General features: G+C 61.4%; 15 protein-coding genes. 4 read left to right on the top strand and 11 right to left on the bottom strand.

Annotation, left to right across the window (positions count from 1 at the left end; genetic code table 11):
- Window positions 1-56: 56 nt before the first annotated feature.
- Entirely contained in the window at window positions 57-1,154 is a 1,098-nt protein-coding gene (locus tag C9422_RS07205; RefSeq protein WP_178082416.1) for a PLP-dependent cysteine synthase family protein, read from the bottom strand.
- Window positions 1,155-1,401: 247 nt separating this feature from the next.
- Between C9422_RS07205 and nhaA the strand changes: the two genes are divergently transcribed.
- Window positions 1,402-2,589 carry a Na+/H+ antiporter NhaA gene (gene nhaA, locus C9422_RS07200; RefSeq protein WP_116580154.1) on the top strand — a complete coding sequence of 396 codons (1,188 nt, stop codon included), beginning with the start codon at window positions 1,402-1,404 and terminating at the stop codon, window positions 2,587-2,589.
- A gap of 104 nt (window positions 2,590-2,693) precedes the next feature.
- Here the strand turns inward: nhaA and C9422_RS07195 are convergent, their stop codons facing one another.
- Window positions 2,694-3,158, bottom strand: a complete 465-nt coding sequence (locus tag C9422_RS07195; RefSeq protein ID WP_007971612.1) for a glycine zipper 2TM domain-containing protein — start codon at window positions 3,156-3,158, stop codon at window positions 2,694-2,696.
- A 164-nt stretch (window positions 3,159-3,322) separates the two neighbouring features.
- On the opposite strand from C9422_RS07195, the gene C9422_RS07190 reads away from it, so the two are divergent.
- On the top strand, window positions 3,323-3,559 hold the full coding sequence (locus C9422_RS07190; protein ID WP_116580153.1) for a hypothetical protein: 237 nt from the start codon (window positions 3,323-3,325) through the stop codon (window positions 3,557-3,559).
- 5 nt (window positions 3,560-3,564) lie between these two features.
- Here the strand turns inward: C9422_RS07190 and pdxH are convergent, their stop codons facing one another.
- The 5 genes from pdxH to dinG all read right to left on the bottom strand — a co-directional run bounded on the left by pdxH (window position 3,565) and on the right by dinG (window position 11,439).
- Entirely contained in the window at window positions 3,565-4,212 is a 648-nt protein-coding gene (gene pdxH, locus C9422_RS07185) for a pyridoxamine 5'-phosphate oxidase (protein WP_116580152.1), read from the bottom strand.
- A 24-nt stretch (window positions 4,213-4,236) separates the two neighbouring features.
- Entirely contained in the window at window positions 4,237-5,250 is a 1,014-nt protein-coding gene (locus tag C9422_RS07180) for an OmpA family protein (protein ID WP_116580151.1), read from the bottom strand.
- 112 nt (window positions 5,251-5,362) lie between these two features.
- The gene (locus tag C9422_RS07175; RefSeq protein WP_116580150.1) at window positions 5,363-6,508 is read right to left on the bottom strand and encodes a serine hydrolase domain-containing protein; all 1,146 of its coding nucleotides are present in this window, start codon (window positions 6,506-6,508) and stop codon (window positions 5,363-5,365) included.
- A gap of 191 nt (window positions 6,509-6,699) precedes the next feature.
- On the bottom strand, window positions 6,700-9,198 hold the full coding sequence (locus C9422_RS07170) for a beta-galactosidase (RefSeq protein WP_116580149.1): 2,499 nt from the start codon (window positions 9,196-9,198) through the stop codon (window positions 6,700-6,702).
- A gap of 96 nt (window positions 9,199-9,294) precedes the next feature.
- A complete protein-coding gene (gene dinG / locus C9422_RS07165) occupies window positions 9,295-11,439 on the bottom strand; it encodes an ATP-dependent DNA helicase DinG (RefSeq protein ID WP_007971623.1) in 2,145 nt (714 codons plus the stop codon).
- 99 nt (window positions 11,440-11,538) lie between these two features.
- Here dinG and C9422_RS07160 point away from each other — a divergent pair, with 99 nt between their 5' ends.
- Window positions 11,539-12,003, top strand: coding sequence for a CopD family protein (locus C9422_RS07160; RefSeq protein ID WP_102702551.1), 465 nt, complete (start codon window positions 11,539-11,541; stop codon window positions 12,001-12,003).
- 174 nt (window positions 12,004-12,177) lie between these two features.
- Here C9422_RS07160 and C9422_RS07155 read toward each other — a convergent pair whose 3' ends face one another.
- The 4 genes from C9422_RS07155 to C9422_RS07140 all read right to left on the bottom strand — a co-directional run bounded on the left by C9422_RS07155 (window position 12,178) and on the right by C9422_RS07140 (window position 14,844).
- Entirely contained in the window at window positions 12,178-12,936 is a 759-nt protein-coding gene (locus C9422_RS07155; RefSeq protein WP_116580148.1) for a collagen-like protein, read from the bottom strand.
- On the bottom strand, window positions 12,929-13,207 hold the full coding sequence (locus C9422_RS07150) for a DUF1145 domain-containing protein (protein ID WP_007971627.1): 279 nt from the start codon (window positions 13,205-13,207) through the stop codon (window positions 12,929-12,931). Before C9422_RS07150 ends, C9422_RS07155 begins: the two co-directional genes overlap by 8 nt.
- Window positions 13,208-13,355: 148 nt before the next feature.
- Window positions 13,356-14,063 carry an OmpA family protein gene (locus C9422_RS07145; RefSeq protein ID WP_116580147.1) on the bottom strand — a complete coding sequence of 236 codons (708 nt, stop codon included), beginning with the start codon at window positions 14,061-14,063 and terminating at the stop codon, window positions 13,356-13,358.
- Window positions 14,064-14,154: 91 nt separating this feature from the next.
- The gene (locus C9422_RS07140) at window positions 14,155-14,844 is read right to left on the bottom strand and encodes an OmpA family protein (RefSeq protein WP_007971631.1); all 690 of its coding nucleotides are present in this window, start codon (window positions 14,842-14,844) and stop codon (window positions 14,155-14,157) included.
- A 189-nt stretch (window positions 14,845-15,033) separates the two neighbouring features.
- Between C9422_RS07140 and C9422_RS07135 the strand changes: the two genes are divergently transcribed.
- The gene (locus tag C9422_RS07135) at window positions 15,034-15,531 is read left to right on the top strand and encodes a DUF6231 family protein (RefSeq protein ID WP_007971634.1); all 498 of its coding nucleotides are present in this window, start codon (window positions 15,034-15,036) and stop codon (window positions 15,529-15,531) included.
- The last annotated feature ends 1 nt before the right edge of the window (window position 15,532 follow it).

Raw genomic sequence — 15,532 nt, 5'->3', positions numbered from 1 at the left:
AGGATTTACACCATCCTTTGTAGGAGCTGCCGAAGGCTGCGATCTTTTCATTTGTGTCAGATATTGGCGCGCAGCACGCTCGCGGGCAGCGGCTCACCCCGCTCTACCGTCGCCGCGACCGAAGCCATCAAACCACTCAACTCATAGCCCTGGGCCTTGAGCCACTGCGGATCGTAATAGGTCGTGGCGTAGCGTTCGCCGCTGTCACACAGAATCGCCACCATCGACCCCATCTCCCCTGCCGCTTTCATGTGCTGAGCGGCCATCAAGGCGCCGATCAGGTTGGTCCCGCTCGACCCGCCCACATGGCGTCCCAGGCGCTCCGCCAGGTAGTGCATGGCCGCCAGTGACAGGGCATCCGGCACCTTGACCATGGCGTCGATCACCTTGGGTAGAAACGACGCTTCCACACGCGGCCGGCCGATGCCCTCGATGCGCGAACCGTGGTCAAGTCGCAGGCTGGCATCGCCGGTCTGGTAGTAATCGAAGAACACCGAGCGCTCGGCATCGGCACACAGCACGCGGGTGCAATGCTGGCGATAACGCACGTAGCGGCCCAGTGTGGCTGTGGTGCCGCCGGTACCGGGGCTGGAAATCAGCCAGCTCGGCTCGGGATGCTGCTCGAATCGCATCTGCTGAAAAATCGACTCGGCAATGTTGTTGTTCGCTCGCCAGTCGGTGGCGCGCTCGGCGTAGGTGAACTGATCGATGAAGTGTCCGTCGTGCTCACGAGCCAGGCGCTCGGACTCGGCGTAGATCTGGGTCGGGTCGTCGACCAGATGACTTTGGCCACCGTAGAAGGCGATCTGCGCGATCTTTTCCTTTGAGGTCGTTGCCGGCATCACCGCAATGAACGGCAAGCCCAGCATGCGCGCAAAGTACGCCTCGGAGATCGCCGTGGAACCGCTGGAAGCTTCAATGACCGGCGCACCGGGTTTGAGCCAGCCGTTACACAGCGCATACAGGAACAGCGAACGGGCCAGGCGGTGCTTGAGGCTGCCCGTGGGGTGGCTGGACTCATCCTTGAAATACAACTCGATGCCCGGAAAGCCCGGGAGCGGCAAGGGGATCAAGTGGGTGTCGGCGCTGCGCTGGAAATCGGCTTCGATGATCCGGATCGCCTCGCGGGACCACTGTCGGTTGTCGCTCATGATGGTTTTCTCGTTGAATCGGGCAGGAGTTGGCCTTGGTACAAGGCCCTTCCAACCAGCTTAGGAAAAATCCTGCATCCGGCACAGGTACAGCTGAGATCCAATACGTCCGACAACTGCTAGGCTCAGCTCGCTGGCGACGGATCACTCTGTAACGGTATATAACAAAAAAGAATATAACTTTTGTTTTAACAACTAACGGTACTTGTTAGGGTGTAACACCTTTTGAATTCACAGATGGAGAGCGACCTTGCCTCTGCGTAGCACTTTCACGCGTTTCTTTCAGTTGGAAGCTGCCAGCGGTCTGTTACTGATCGCCGCTGCCGTTCTGGCTCTGATCATCAACAACTCACCGCTGTCGTGGCTGTACAACGGCCTGCTGGACACTCCTGTGGTGGCCCAGATCGGCGCACTGAAAATCGCCAAGCCGTTGCTGCTATGGATCAACGATGGCCTGATGGCGCTGTTCTTCCTGCTGATCGGCCTGGAAGTGAAGCGCGAAGTCCTCGACGGCCAGTTGTCCAAACCGTCGCAAATCGTCCTGCCCGGCGCGGCGGCCATTGGTGGCATGGTGGTGCCGGCGCTGATCTACTGGTACCTCAACCGCGACACGCCACCGGCCCTCAACGGCTGGGCAATCCCGACCGCGACCGACATTGCCTTCGCCCTTGGCGTGCTGGCGTTGCTTGGCAAACGAGTTCCGGTTTCGCTGAAACTGTTCCTGATGACCCTGGCGATCATCGACGACCTCGGCGCGATCATCATCATTGCGATCTTCTATTCCGGTGCCCTGTCGACCCTGTCCCTGGCGCTGGCCGCCGCCTGTATTGCGGCGCTGATCGGGATGAACCGGCTTGGCGTAGTCAAGCTCGGGCCGTACATGATCATTGGCCTGATCCTCTGGGTCTGCGTACTCAAGAGCGGTGTCCACGCCACACTGGCCGGCGTAACCCTGGCCTTCTGCATTCCGCTGCGCACAAAAAATGCCGAACCTTCGCCACTGCTGACCCTGGAACACGCCCTGCACCCGTGGGTCGCCTACGGCATCCTGCCACTGTTCGCCTTCGCCAACGCCGGCCTGTCCCTGAGCGGCGTCACCGTCGAAAGCTTCACTCATCACGTTCCCATGGGCATCGCCATCGGGCTGCTGCTGGGCAAGACTGTCGGTGTCTTCGGCCTGACCTGGCTGGCAGTGAAAACCGGTATCGCCGCCCTGCCCCAAGGCGCCAATTGGGGCCAGATACTGGGCGTGGCGATTCTCTGCGGCATTGGTTTCACCATGAGTCTGTTCGTCGGTTCACTGGCCTTCGAGCCGGGCGTGAGTGATTTCGCCGGGATGGACCGCATGGGAATCCTGACCGGTTCGATTCTCGCCGCGCTGATCGGTTATGCGGTAACCGCGATGGCGAGTCGCAAGAGCTCCGGCCTGGCCTCCTGATAATCCGCGATATCGCCTGACGCCAATCAAGACTCACATCAGCTGAAAAACAAAAAACCCGATCAGTCGCCTGATCGGGTTTTTTGTTTATCCGGTGTTTGCGCTTAGTGCGAAACGCGGCTGGTGCCATTCACACTGGCGATGCGCACACGTTCGCCAACACGGAACACTTCGTTCGGCTGAACTTCCTGAACGTAGGCGCGCATGCTGCCATCGTCCTCGCGCACGGTGATTTCCACGCCCTGGGTGCGGGTCATGCCCTCTTCTGCGGCCGAACCGATCAGGCCGCCGGCGACTGCGCCGATGACCGCAGCAACGATACTGCCTTTGCCGCCACCGATGGCGCTGCCGCCAACGCCGCCAACCACTGCGCCTGCAGCGCCGCCGATCGGGGTTTTGGTGCCTTCGATTTTCACCGGACGCAATGCTTCGATAGTGCCCATGCGAACGGTCTGCACGCGACGCGCCTCGTCACGGGAGTAGGAGTCACCGGTCAAGCTCGATTGGCAACCAGTGAGCAACATCGCCATCGTGGAAAAGGAAGCAACCAGCAGAACAGACTTACGCATAGCATCAACTCCAAAGAAACAGATGTTCATTAAACTCCGCAGCTTGACGCCTGTCACGGCACCGCCCGGGTAAAATTGTTTTGATTCAGGCTCCGTTAAGGCGCCTCCACGAACTCACACAGTAGCGGCAAATTCGGAAAACCGCCCACAGGCCAAGGATTTCAATGGACTACTTTATCATCGTCGTCACGACGGTTGCCGGTTTGTACTTCCACTGGTGGCTGTATGTACGGATCAAACGCTGGATGGACCGCGATCTGGCGCTAGCGCTGGCTGGCAATGATGAGCAGAAAAAAGCCTTCATGCTCGAACAGTTGGCGAGTGCCCAGGCGCAGAAGATCAAGCGTCGAGACCTGCCGAAGTGGCTGGAGGCCGCTGCGGCAGGCTATCCCGATCGGTAGACTGTTCAGGGTGCCAGACGTTCAAGAATCCAGTCGGCGCCCTGCTGGCGGTAATTGAGGCGATCGTGCAGGCGACTCGGACGGCCCTGCCAGAACTCGATGCGCTCCGGCAACAGGCGATAACCGCCCCAGTGTTCCGGGCAATGCGGCTGGGTGTCGCTGAAACGTTGCTCGGTGTCCTTGAGCAGCGCTTCGAGCTCGCCACGATCGGCGATCACGCGGCTTTGCGGCGATGCCCAGGCCCCCAGGCGACTGCCCAGTGGACGGACCTGATAATAGGCGTCGGACTCCTCGGGCGTCACTTTCACCACCCGCCCTTCGATGCGCACCTGGCGCTCCAGCGCCGGCCAGAAAAACGTCATGGCCGCGAACGGGTTCGCGGCAAGATGCTGGCCTTTGGCGCTTTCGTAGTTGGTGAAAAAGGTGAACCCCTGCTCGTCCAGGCCCTTGAGCAACAGAATGCGACAGTGCGGTCGACCGTCCTGGTCGACGGTGGCCAGGGTCATGGCGTTGGCTTCCACCGGCGCCTGCTCGGTTTTCACCGCGTCGGCGAACCACTGGCGGAACAACGCAAATGGCTCGGCCGGGGCTTGCGCCTCGGTCAGTCCGTCACGGGTGTAGTCACGACGCATATCAGCCAGGCCCTGGGTCATGGCGCATTCCTTTTGGTTAACGGATCACTGCTTTGCAGTATCAGTGGCGGCGACTTTCTTGTCAGCCGTGGAGGCTTTGGCTGGGGTGGTTTTCTTCGCCGGCGTTGCGGTTTTTGCAGGTGCTTTCTTGGCCGCCGTTTTTTTCGCCGGGGCTTTTTTCGTCGCTGGAACAGCAGCCTTTTTAGTCGCCGGGGCCGGTGTCACAGGCTTGGCGACCGGCTTGACGTCAGCGGCTGCAACCATGTTCACAGGGGCCGGGGCCGGCATGTTGTACTTGCTCAACAGCGCGACCATGGTGTTCTGCGGGGTCACCAGCAGTTCCACACGGCGGTTCAACGCACGGCCTTGCGCACTGTCGTTGGCGGCACGCGGCGCATCACCACCCAGGCCACGCAACATCAGGCGATCACGCTGCAAGCCACTGAGACGGAAAATCGCCGCAACGGACTGGGCACGTTCCTGGCTCAGTTTGACGTTGGCAGGCGCCGCGCCGGACGTATCGCTGTGGCCGAGGATCAAGACAGCGGTCTTTGGATCGGCTTCAAGGATCTTGGCAACGCGGGTAAACGGACCGAGCGTGACCGGCAGCAGCATGGCCGGACGATCAGGGTTGAACGAGCCTTCGACCGGTGCAGTTACTACCAGCACGTTTTCGCGGCGCTCGAGTTGCAGGTTGCTGTCCTTGACCGCCTCGCGCAGACGCGGTTCGTAGTCGTCAAGCCAGGCCTGGGTGACTTTCGGGTCGGGCATCGGCACGGCCTTGGCGGCACTCTGCTCATTGCCGCCGAACGGCCACCACCACTTGCTGCCGCTATCGGTTTCGGCCTTGGCCTTGGCCACCGCCACGGGTTTGACCTCAGGTTTCACCTCCTGCTTGGCCACGGGCTTGCCGGCGCTGTCGTCGGAACCGAACGGCCAGTACCAGTGGCTGGCGCTTTCAGTCTTGGCGACAGGTGCCGTCGCGTCTTTCTGTGGAGTCTGTGCGCAACCGGTAATGGCGAAACACAGGGCCAAAGCGAGGGTTTTATTGGATGACATTGGATATCCACAAAAATGAAGTCAAAAAATCAGGCCACGACGGCCCGCACAAACTGACGCTTTGAAACTGAAAAGGCTATCGGGTTCCAGCCCTGGAGACCGATAGCCGCTTTTACAGACAAGTGGCCAGAACCCGCACCAGCTTTTGCGCGCGCGGGTCCATCAAGACGTAGGGCCCCAGGGTATTTGTCACAAACCCGAAGGCTACATCGTGCTCCGGGTCGGCAAAGCCGATGGAGCCGCCGGCACCCGGATGACCAAACGCCCGCGGGCCAAGGCCGAAGGTGGCATTGGCAACGTCCGGTTGATCGAGCATGCACCCCAGGCCGAAACGGGTCCGGGTCAGTAAAGTCTTGTCCTCGCCGAGGCTGTGCTCACGAGTCAACTCATCGAGCATTTCGCTTTCCAGCAGACTGCCGTCGAGCAGGCCGGCGTAGAAACCGGCCAGGCTACGGGCATTGCCATGGCCATTGGCGGCTGGCTGCTGCATGCGTCGCCACTCGGGTTTGTTGGTGCTGGTCATGATCGACGGCGGGTTGGTGAACGCCCGGGTCGTCATGGCCGTTGGCTCACGCATGGTCACTTGCAGCAGGCGCTGGGCGGCGGCATCGCCGACATTGCCCTTGCCCCGCGCAATGTGGGCCACGCGATAGAACTCTTCGTCGGCCAGCCCCACATGGAAGTCCAGGCCCAACGGTTTGGCGACCCTCGCAACAATGGATTCCCCCGGCCCACGACCGTCGGCACGACGCAGCAATTCGCCGACCAGCCAGCCATAAGTGATCGCCGCATACCCATGGCCTTCGCCCGGCGTCCACCACGGCGTTTCGGCAGCCAGGGCGTCGACCATGGCTTGCCAGTCGTAGAGGGCTTCGGGGGCCAGAAGCTCGCGCAATGCCGGAAGGCCGGCTTGATGGCAGAGCAGTTGACGCAAGGTGACGGACGCTTTGCCGGCAGCGGCAAACTCGGGCCAGTAGCGCGCCACCGGCGCATCCAGTTGCAGCTTGCCTTCGGCCACCAGTTGCAGCGCGGCGACGGCGGTAAAGGTCTTGGTGCAAGAGAACAGGTTGGCGATGGTATCACTGTGCCAGGCCTCGGCCCCGTCCTTGTCGGCGGTGCCGGCCCACAGATCAAGGACGGTTTCGCCACCAATCCGAATGCACAATGCTGCGCCACGCTCCTGGGGATCGTCGAACAGCGCCGCGAAAGCCTCTCGCACCGCTTCGAACTTAAGCTCGTAATGACCCTGAATCTGCACCCGCAACTCCCCGGATTAACGCTCGACAAAGTGGCGGGCATTGTTCCAGCCCTTGAGGGTTTTGGGAACAGGGATGGGCTGGGCGGTCCATTCAAGATCAAAAGATCGCAGCCTTCGGCAGCTCCTACAGTGGCAAGGCATACCCCCTGTAGGAGCTGCCGAAGGCTGCGATCTTTTTCAGGTGTCAGAGATTAATGGCCCTTCCCCGAATGCCCACCTGCATGTTCAGCGCCCTTCCCCGGCCCCTTGCCGGCCTCGGCCTTGCGACCGCCCTCGGCGTCGTGGCTGGCTTTGTCGGCGTCAGCCGCCTTCCCGGCCTCTTTGCCCAATTGTTCGACCGTCGCCAGGTTGCTCTTGCGCACGCTGTCGACAAAGCCCTGGAACGGCAGATCCGTGATCCCCACCAACCCGAAGTGACCGTTTTCACCATCAAGCAAGCGCCCGGTGACCGGTTGATCGAGGTACTGGAACCAATGCACGCCGACAATCGACGGCTCGCTCATTGCCTGCTTGAGGAAGTTGGCATACGCCGTACCACGGTCCTCCTCTTTCGCCAACGGCGTGACGCCGCCCCAGAACGGCCCACGATCAGCCGAACCGACATTGAACTCGGTGATCAGCACCGGTTTGTCGAGACTGCGCAACTTGGCGAAGTCGTAACCATCCTGGGGTTGCAGGGTGTACATGTTGAAGCTCAGCACGTCGCAATACTGGGCGCAGGACTCCACGGCTTCCGGCGTGCTGATGGCGAAACGGCCGCCGAGCAGCAACTGGTTTGGCGCGTGCCACTTCAGAGAGTCGGAAATGGTCTTGAAGTAAGTGTCGGCAAAGACCTTCTGGAAGTATTTGAAGTCGGCTTCGATTTCCGGGTGCTCGGCGCTCGGCAGCGGTGGCACGAATCCCGGATCCTCCATCAATTCCCAGGCGGGCAGATCAATGCCCCAGGCTTTCGACAGACCCGCCTGATTGCGGTACTTGTCACGCAGTTGCTTGAGAAATGCACGCTTGGCCGGCACATCGGTAGTCATTTTCAAGGTGCCGTAGGCCAGGGCATAACGGGCTTTCGGATCATCCCCGGGACCGGCCCAGGCCAGTTCGTTGTCGGCGTAGTAACCGATCAGCCACGGATCGTCACGATGGTCGCGGGCGGCAATCGCCACTGCTCGCTCGGTGGCCATGGCAAAACGCGGGTCGAACGGATCGGGCATGCCGCCCCACCAGTCGGTACCGGTGCTGATGCTGGCATAGTCGCCGACGATCGACAGCGGCAGGGTGTATGGCACGCGATCGGCATTGCCCAGTACCGGGGCGCTCCAGTTGCCGATGGTGTTGAAGCCCCAGGCCTGCAGGCGATCAAGGGTGCGACTGGCCCAGCGCTGCTCGTCGAACAACGCTTTGCACGGTTCGACCGATGTTGGCTGTGCCGCTATTGCCAGCGTCGCTTCAGTCTTGGCGGCTTCGGCGACGCCGGACTCGGCGGTTGCAGGAGCGACAGGTTGCTCGGCCGCCTTGGTCGCTGTCGCTTCAACCGCATCCGCCTTGGCCGCTGCGGCCACGCCTGCTTTGGTTTCGCTGCCCAACGCGCAAGGATCGCCATACAGACGTTGCAGGTTGGCACCGTAGAAGTCGTACCAGCGCCCGGCATTGTAGCCCCGCCCTTGATCGGCACCATTGCCGCCACGGTTGTTGCCTTCGCCGTAGTGGCTGGCCAACGCCTCGTCAGCCTTGGGAAGGGACTCGAACATCCACTCGCGACCGGCCACATAGGTCTGGTTGACATCCGGGGCCACGGTATTGACCCCGAGGGAATAGAACGGGTGGCCTTCAGGCGTCACCAGATACCATCGACCGTTGCGCTTTTCGGTGCGGAAAAAGCCGCTGGCCTTGAATGACGGGCCATTGGTCAATCCACCGAACTTGTCCAGGGAAGACTTCTCGCGCTCAGCCAGCCAGGTTTTCAGTTGTTGCTGTTCCTTGGCGGCGGCGCTTTTCAGTTGCTCGTCGCTGCTGACTTTTTCCGGCCATCTGGCCCGGGTCGACTGGCCGTACGCATCCACCAACCCGCCATACACGGCCTGGCTGACCGACTCACTGTCCTGCACACCAAAGCGCTCCAGCAGGATGCTTTGCGCGGCTTTGGGCTGGTCCATCGACAATGTCACGGACACCACCTGGCTGCGATCCAGCTCACCGGCGCTGCTGGCCAGCAATACACGCTGGCCCTCAACGGTCATCGGCATCGGCGGGCCGGCCTTCATGCCCTGGCTCAGCGACGATGTCGCTTGCAGCGGCACCAACAGGGTTTGCGCCGGTCCGGCCGGCAGATCGACGCGGCTGACCAGGGTCTTGCCGTCGTTGCTCTGAATGGTCACGTACAGGGTCAACGCCCAGTTCATCGCGCTCTGGATCCGCAGGCTCATGACGCCCGACTGCGACCAGTCCCAGGCACCGGTTTGCGGGGCCAGGCGCAACGTCGGCCGGGCGACCGGGTTGAAGGTCACCCGGCGCAGCACTTCGCCTTCGGGGGTTTGCTCGGCGTTGGATTGCGGCAGGCTGGCGTCCTGTGTCGCCACCTGGACCACGTCGGCGGGGCGTACAAAGTTGAACAGCGTCTGCTGGCTGGCAGGTGCAGCCAACAGCGGTGTTGCGAACAACAGGGCAAATACGGCAGGCAACGAACGGCAAATCATGAGAACGAAATTCTCCCTAACGACCTTCAATGGGCCAGTGAAAAAGCGGTGGCAGAGAGATAGACAACGCGGTGGGCAAAACTGCCCACCGGTGCTTCAGGAAATTTCTCGACGGAACGGCGGCAACGCGTTGAGGATGGCTTTGCCATAGCGCTGGGTCACCAGGCGCCGGTCGAGCAAGGTGATGGTGCCGCGGTCTTCTTCGGTGCGCAGCAAGCGACCGCAGGCCTGGACCAGTTTCAGCGAGGCGTCCGGTACGGAGATTTCCATGAATGGGTTACCGCCCCGGGCTTCGATCCATTCCGACAGCGCCGCTTCGACGGGATCATCGGGTACCGAGAATGGAATCTTGGCAATGACCACGTGCTCGCAATAGGCACCGGGCAAGTCGACCCCTTCGGCGAAGCTCGCCAGGCCGAACAGCACGCTGGAATCCCCGCCATCGACTCGCGCCTTGTGCTTGTTCAGGGTTTCCTGCTTCGACAGGTTGCCCTGAATGAACACTTGCTTGCGCCAGTCGCGGTCCAGGCCATCGAACACGTCCTGCATCTGTTTGCGCGAGGAAAACAGTACCAGCGTGCCCCGAGAGCCCTCGACCAGTTCCGGCAGATCACGAATGATCGCGGCGGTATGTGCCGCTGCATCACGGGGATCGGCGTTCAGGTTCGGCACCCGCAGCACACCGGCGTCGGCATGATGGAAGGGGCTTGGCACCACCGCCGTCACGGCTTTTTTCGGCAGCCCGGCGCGCATGCGGAAGCGGTCGAAGGTACCGAGGGCGGTCAAGGTCGCCGACGTCACCAGGCAGCCATACGCCACGTTCCACAGGTTGCGCCGGAGCATTTCCGCCGCGAGGATGGGACTGGCGTTGACCTCGATATCGAACAGCGAACCGCTTTCGGCCAGGGTCAGCCAGCGAGCCATGGGCGGGTTGTCTTCGGGGTCTTCGACGGTGAAGGCGGTCCACAGCTCCCAGTTGCCGGAAGAGCGCGACAGCAGGCTGCCGAACAGCGGGTACCACTCTTCAGCCTGGTTGCTGGCGATGCCAATGTTGACCTCGCCGTCCATGCCTTCCTTGAGCAGGTCGGTCAGGCGGGTGAACAAGTCGGTCAGCCGTGCGAAGCCTTTCTTCAGTTCGATGCCCATTTCACGCATGTGCTCGGGAATCACCCCGCCGACGAATCGGTGACGCGGGCGCTCGCGGCCTTCGACGTCTTCGCCGGGTTTGAAATCGGCGATCTGTTCGCACGCGGTGAACATGAACTGCTGCTGGGTCTTGATCTCCCGCGCCAGCTCCGGCACCTGCTCGATCAACTTGCCCAGGTCGCCCGGCAACGGGTGCTGGGCCAGCAATTTGGTGAGGTTCTTGGCGGTGGTTTCCAGCCAGTCGGCAGTGGAGCGCAGGCGCGTGTAATGGGCGAAGTGGCCGATGGCCTTGTCCGGCAGGTGATGGCCTTCGTCGAACACGTAGATGGTGTCGCGCGGGTCCGGCAGTACGGCGCCGCCGCCCAGGGCCAGGTCAGCCAGGACCATGTCGTGGTTGGTGACGATCACGTCGACCTTGCCCATGCCTTCGCGGGCCTTGTAGAAAGCGCACTGGCCGAAGTTCGGGCAATGACGGTTGGTGCACTGGCTGTGATCGGTGGTCAGGCGCGCCCAGTCGGCGTCTTCCAGGGCAGTGGACCAACTGTCGCGGTCGCCGTCCCACTTATTGCCGGCGAGCTTCTCGATCATGCTGGTGAACAGCTTCTGGCTGGCCTCGTCGACCTCGATCTTGAAACCTTCTTCTTCGAACAGCTGCGCAGTGGCCGTCTGCGCGTGGCCCTCCTGGAGCAACATGTCGAGTTTGGAGAGGCACATGTAGCGCCCGCGCCCCTTGGCCAGGGCGAAGCTGAAGTTCAGCCCGCTGTTGCGCATCAGGTCGGGCAAATCCTTGTAGACGATCTGCTCCTGCAGGGCCACGGTGGCCGTGGCGATCACCAGGCGCTTGCCGGCGGCCTTGGCCGTGGGGATCGCCGCCAGGCTGTAGGCCACGGTCTTGCCGGTACCGGTACCGGCTTCCACTGCGACAATCGCGGGGTCGCCACTGCGCCGGCCTTCGTCGTCGGTGTCGATGTCACCCAGGACCTTGGCGATTTCGGCGATCATCAGGCGTTGGCCGTAGCGCGGCTTGAGGCTCTTGGCTTCGAGAAAACGCGAGTAGGCGCCCTGGATCGTGGTTTTGAGTTCGGTGCTGATCATGGATTGTCGGGCGCAAAAAACGCTGGATAAATTTTCAGTGGTTCGGATCGACGGCTATCATACCCCGCTAATGAATCCTGCGCAGAACGGAGTATCCGAATGACACCTTTTAGCCTCATATATAGCCTGCATGTCCTGGCGGCCCTGGTCTGGGTCGGCGGCATGTTTTTCGCCTGGATGGTCCTGCGCCCCGCCGCGATCACGGCACTTGAAGGCCCTGCCCGGCTGAAGTTGTGGGTAGAAGTGTTTCAAGGTTTTTTCCGCTGGGTCTGGGTGGCGGTGGTGCTGTTGCCGGTGAGCGGCGTGGGCATGCTGCATATGCACTTCAACGGCTTTGAAGCCGCACCGCGCTATGTGCAAGTGATGATGGGGCTGTATGTGGTGATGACCGCGCTGTTTATCCGCATTCAGGCGCTGATGCTGCCGGAGTTGCGCACCGCCGTGGCCGAACAGGATTGGCCGGCGGGTGCCGGTGTGCTGGGGCGGATTCGCCGGTTGGTGGGGATCAATCTGTTGGTGGGGTTGGCTGTGGTGGCGATTGCGGCGGCTCGGCCGATGTTTTGAAGTACCTGTGGCCGGAGTTGCTGTTGTGGCGAGGGAGCTTGCTCCCGCTGGGTCGCGAAGCGACCCTGAAACAGGTGGCCGCGTTTTAGCAGAATATACTCTGCAACCTTTTTTACGACTGCTTCGCAGCCGAGCGGGAGCAAGCTCCCTCGCCACAGTAGTTCTTGGTCACCTTTACAACCGCTGCACAGTCACCGAACCAGCCGCACCTTCTGGCCCCGGCTGGCCGTCGGCGCCAGGTTTGCCGCTCTTGCCACCATCGGCCTTGTAGACGAGGCAGCCCTTGGCCTTGCCGCCCGCCCCCGGCTTGCCGCCCGGGCCGGCCAGGCCACCGGCACCGCCAGCCACCTGCACCTTGATCCGGTCTGCCGGAAAGTCGTGCGGCACCGACAGCCTGACCAACGCACCCGGCGCGCCTGGTTGACCATTGCTGCCATCACTGCCATCGGCACCGCGACCGGCCTGGCCCCAGGTGCAGCCAGGGTCCTGACCGTTGGCGCCATCCAGGCCGACAAATCCCGGTGCGCCTGCACCGCCTCGAGCGTCCACCAACAATTGTGGTGCATTCAGTGTCTTGATCTGCAGATCAAGATTGCGCCCGGAGCGGGCGGCTTTCTGATAGGTTCCGGGCGCGCCCCGCGCGGTGATCTGGCTGCCTTCGGACAAATCAGCGCGACGGACCTTCAGCGCCAGCGCCTGCTCTCCCGGCACAATGGCGATGCGCGCTTCACGCCCCAGATGCAACTCACCCACGGTGACTTCGGTGACGTTCGAAGGTATCAGCAAGGTGCCGTAATCAGCCACTTCCAGACGTTCCAGTTGCAGGGTGCTGGCGGTGTTGGGCAAACGCATCAGCGAGTTGGGTTCGACACTCACCACCTGTGCGCTGGCCAATGGACTGATGAGTGCGGCGAGCAGACAGAGTTTACGCATGGGAAGCCTTCGAAGCGCTGGGGGCTGGAATGGTTTGCAGGTGGAATACACCGAAAATGACGATCCTCAGGCGGTCAAGCCAGGGATGGGCGCGACCTCGCAGGCTGCGATAGCACAACAGTGCTTCCAGAAGATGGATGAACCCCAACAGGCCGCCGGCCAGATTGACCAACGGGTGCAGCGGAAAGACAAATGGCGTGAGCTGGTTGACCAGCACCACCAACCAGAACAGCAGGGTCAATAACCGCCCCAGCCCCCATAAGACCTTCATATGCTCCCCCGATGAGAATTATTGTTTGGGCGCACAGTAACGGCTTCCGCGCGGGATAAGCCAGAGGGCAATGGAAAAATCTTCATGAAGGCCGCCGAACGGCCGTCGCAGCGCTCACAACTGTCGCTCGACGGCTCTATCTCTTGGCTCAGCGGTTTATATGCAGCTCTACGCGACGGTTTTTCGCACGACCTTCGTCCGTATCATTGTCGGCAATCGGCTGACTTTCGCCCTTGCCTTCGCTGGTGACTTTGTTCGGCGCCACACCCTGGCTGATCAGGTATTCCGCCACGCTGCTGGCGCGTCGCTCCGACAAGGCCTGGTTATAGGCATCCGACCCCACGCTGTCGGTATGGCCGACCACCTTGATGCTGACCACATCGGCATCCTCGAACTGGCTCATCATCGCATCCAGTTCACTCTTGGCCGTTGGGGTCAAGTCGGATTGATTGAAGACAAACATCACATCGTTCAGCGTAATGACTTGGGTTTGCGCAGGCTCGGTCTGGACGCGGTCCGGGTACAGCGGCACCGGGCAACCGCGATGGTCGACCAGGGTATTGGCGGGAGTATCAGCGCAACGGTCACGCCGGTCGAAAACGCCGTCGCCATCTTCGTCGCCATCCTGGGCATAGCAGATCAAGCCGCCGGACAAGATACCCAGCGCCGCACCACCCGCGGCCCAGGCGCCACTCTCGATTGCGCCCAGGCCACCGCCGACCAGGCCGCCGATGAGGCTGCAGATTGGCCAGGTACGTTGATTGAGGGGGGCAGTGCCATCGCTGTGGGTCGCGCAGCCGGTCAAGAGGCTGCCAAGTAGCAGAACCGGCAAGACGGTCCTTGTGAGAACGATCATATTGAAAGCTCCTGTGTCACCGGCCCATACCGGTTACACAGGAGTAAAGACCCGCATCCGCGACTGCACAAGGCGCGGATGCGAGGGGGAGTCAACGCTGGATTTTGATTTCCGTACGACGGTTCTGTGCACGACCGTCAGCGGTTTTGTTGTCCGCAACCGGCTGGCTTTCACCGGCACCGACCACCGACACGAAGTTGCTGCGAGGTACGCCTTGCTCGATGAGGTATTCAACCACCGAGTGGGCGCGTTTATCCGACAGTTTCTGGTTGTAGGCGTCGCTGCCCACGCTGTCGGTATGACCGGTTACGGTCAGTTGAGCAGTCGGGGCTTCGGCTTTCAGGCGAGTGGCAATCTTGTCGAGGACCTGTTTATCGGACGAGGTAAGCGTGGCTTTATCAAACTGGAAGTGAACATCGCGGATGACGATGGTTTCTTCCTTGACCACAACCGCCTCTTCGACCACAGGCGCTGGTGGTGGGCAACCGTTGGCATCGACATGAACGCCTTTAGGCGTGCCCGGGCACTTGTCGCGACTATCCGGCACACCATCGCCGTCTTCGTCGCCATCACCGTGCACCCAGCAATAAGCCGCTGCCGTACCGCCAACGAGCAGAGCACCATACCCTGCCCATGCCGAGCTTTCGGTCGCACCGAGGCCCGCACCCACGACACCACCAACCGCCGCACAGGTCGGCCAGTCGGTTTTCTGCAAACCTGCGCAACCAGTCAACACACTGGTTAGCAGAACCAAGGGTAATGCTGTCCGAACTATGCTCATCTAGTTTTCTCCTGAAGGATCGGCTTAGAACCGATTCAGGTAGTAAAGACCCGAGTATTAATCTCCGCCAGCAATAGGCCATGCTCTTTATTCAGGCATTAACGGCAGCTTGGCGCATTTGTCGCCAAGCCGCTCTAGGCCCGAACGTCCGGGCAGGCTAGTCTTGGCAGATCTGATTGAGGATCTTCGATGATTGCAGGTATTTCTTCACGCACACCGCAGCAGGCACTGGCCGCGTTACTTGACCGATATGCCCCCGCGCGCCTGTTGTTGATCGGCGCCAGCGAGTTCCCGGCACTGGAAGCATTCAAACTCGCACACCCGGACAGTTGCGTTGCTTTCGCGGCCCCAGGCCCATTGCCCGACGAGTTGGCGGCCCGCCGGTTCGACCTGGCCCTGGTGGTTGATTGCCTGGAGCATTTGCCCAAACGTGATGGCCTGAACCTGTTGGGCGGCATCCGCAACCTCAACGCCAGCCGCATCGCCGTGCTGGCGGATCTGCCGGCCTGTGGCTGGCAGGAAACCGACTTCTTCTCCCTGGCCCTGCAAGCCAGCGAACGCTTTCAACGGGACGAACAGGTCTTGACCCTGTTTACCTACGATCTGCTTGAATACAAACAAGTCCCCGACTGGCTCAATTCGCGTTTCTGGGCCAATCCGGAAAACTTTGGGAAATACTGGTGGTAGC

It is taken from the genome of Pseudomonas sp. B1(2018) (genome assembly GCF_003097365.1).
GTDB lineage: Bacteria > Pseudomonadota > Gammaproteobacteria > Pseudomonadales > Pseudomonadaceae > Aquipseudomonas > Aquipseudomonas laurylsulfatiphila.
The sequence above is the reverse complement of the archived record's forward strand: the minus strand, read 5'-3'. Positions and strand labels throughout refer to the sequence as shown.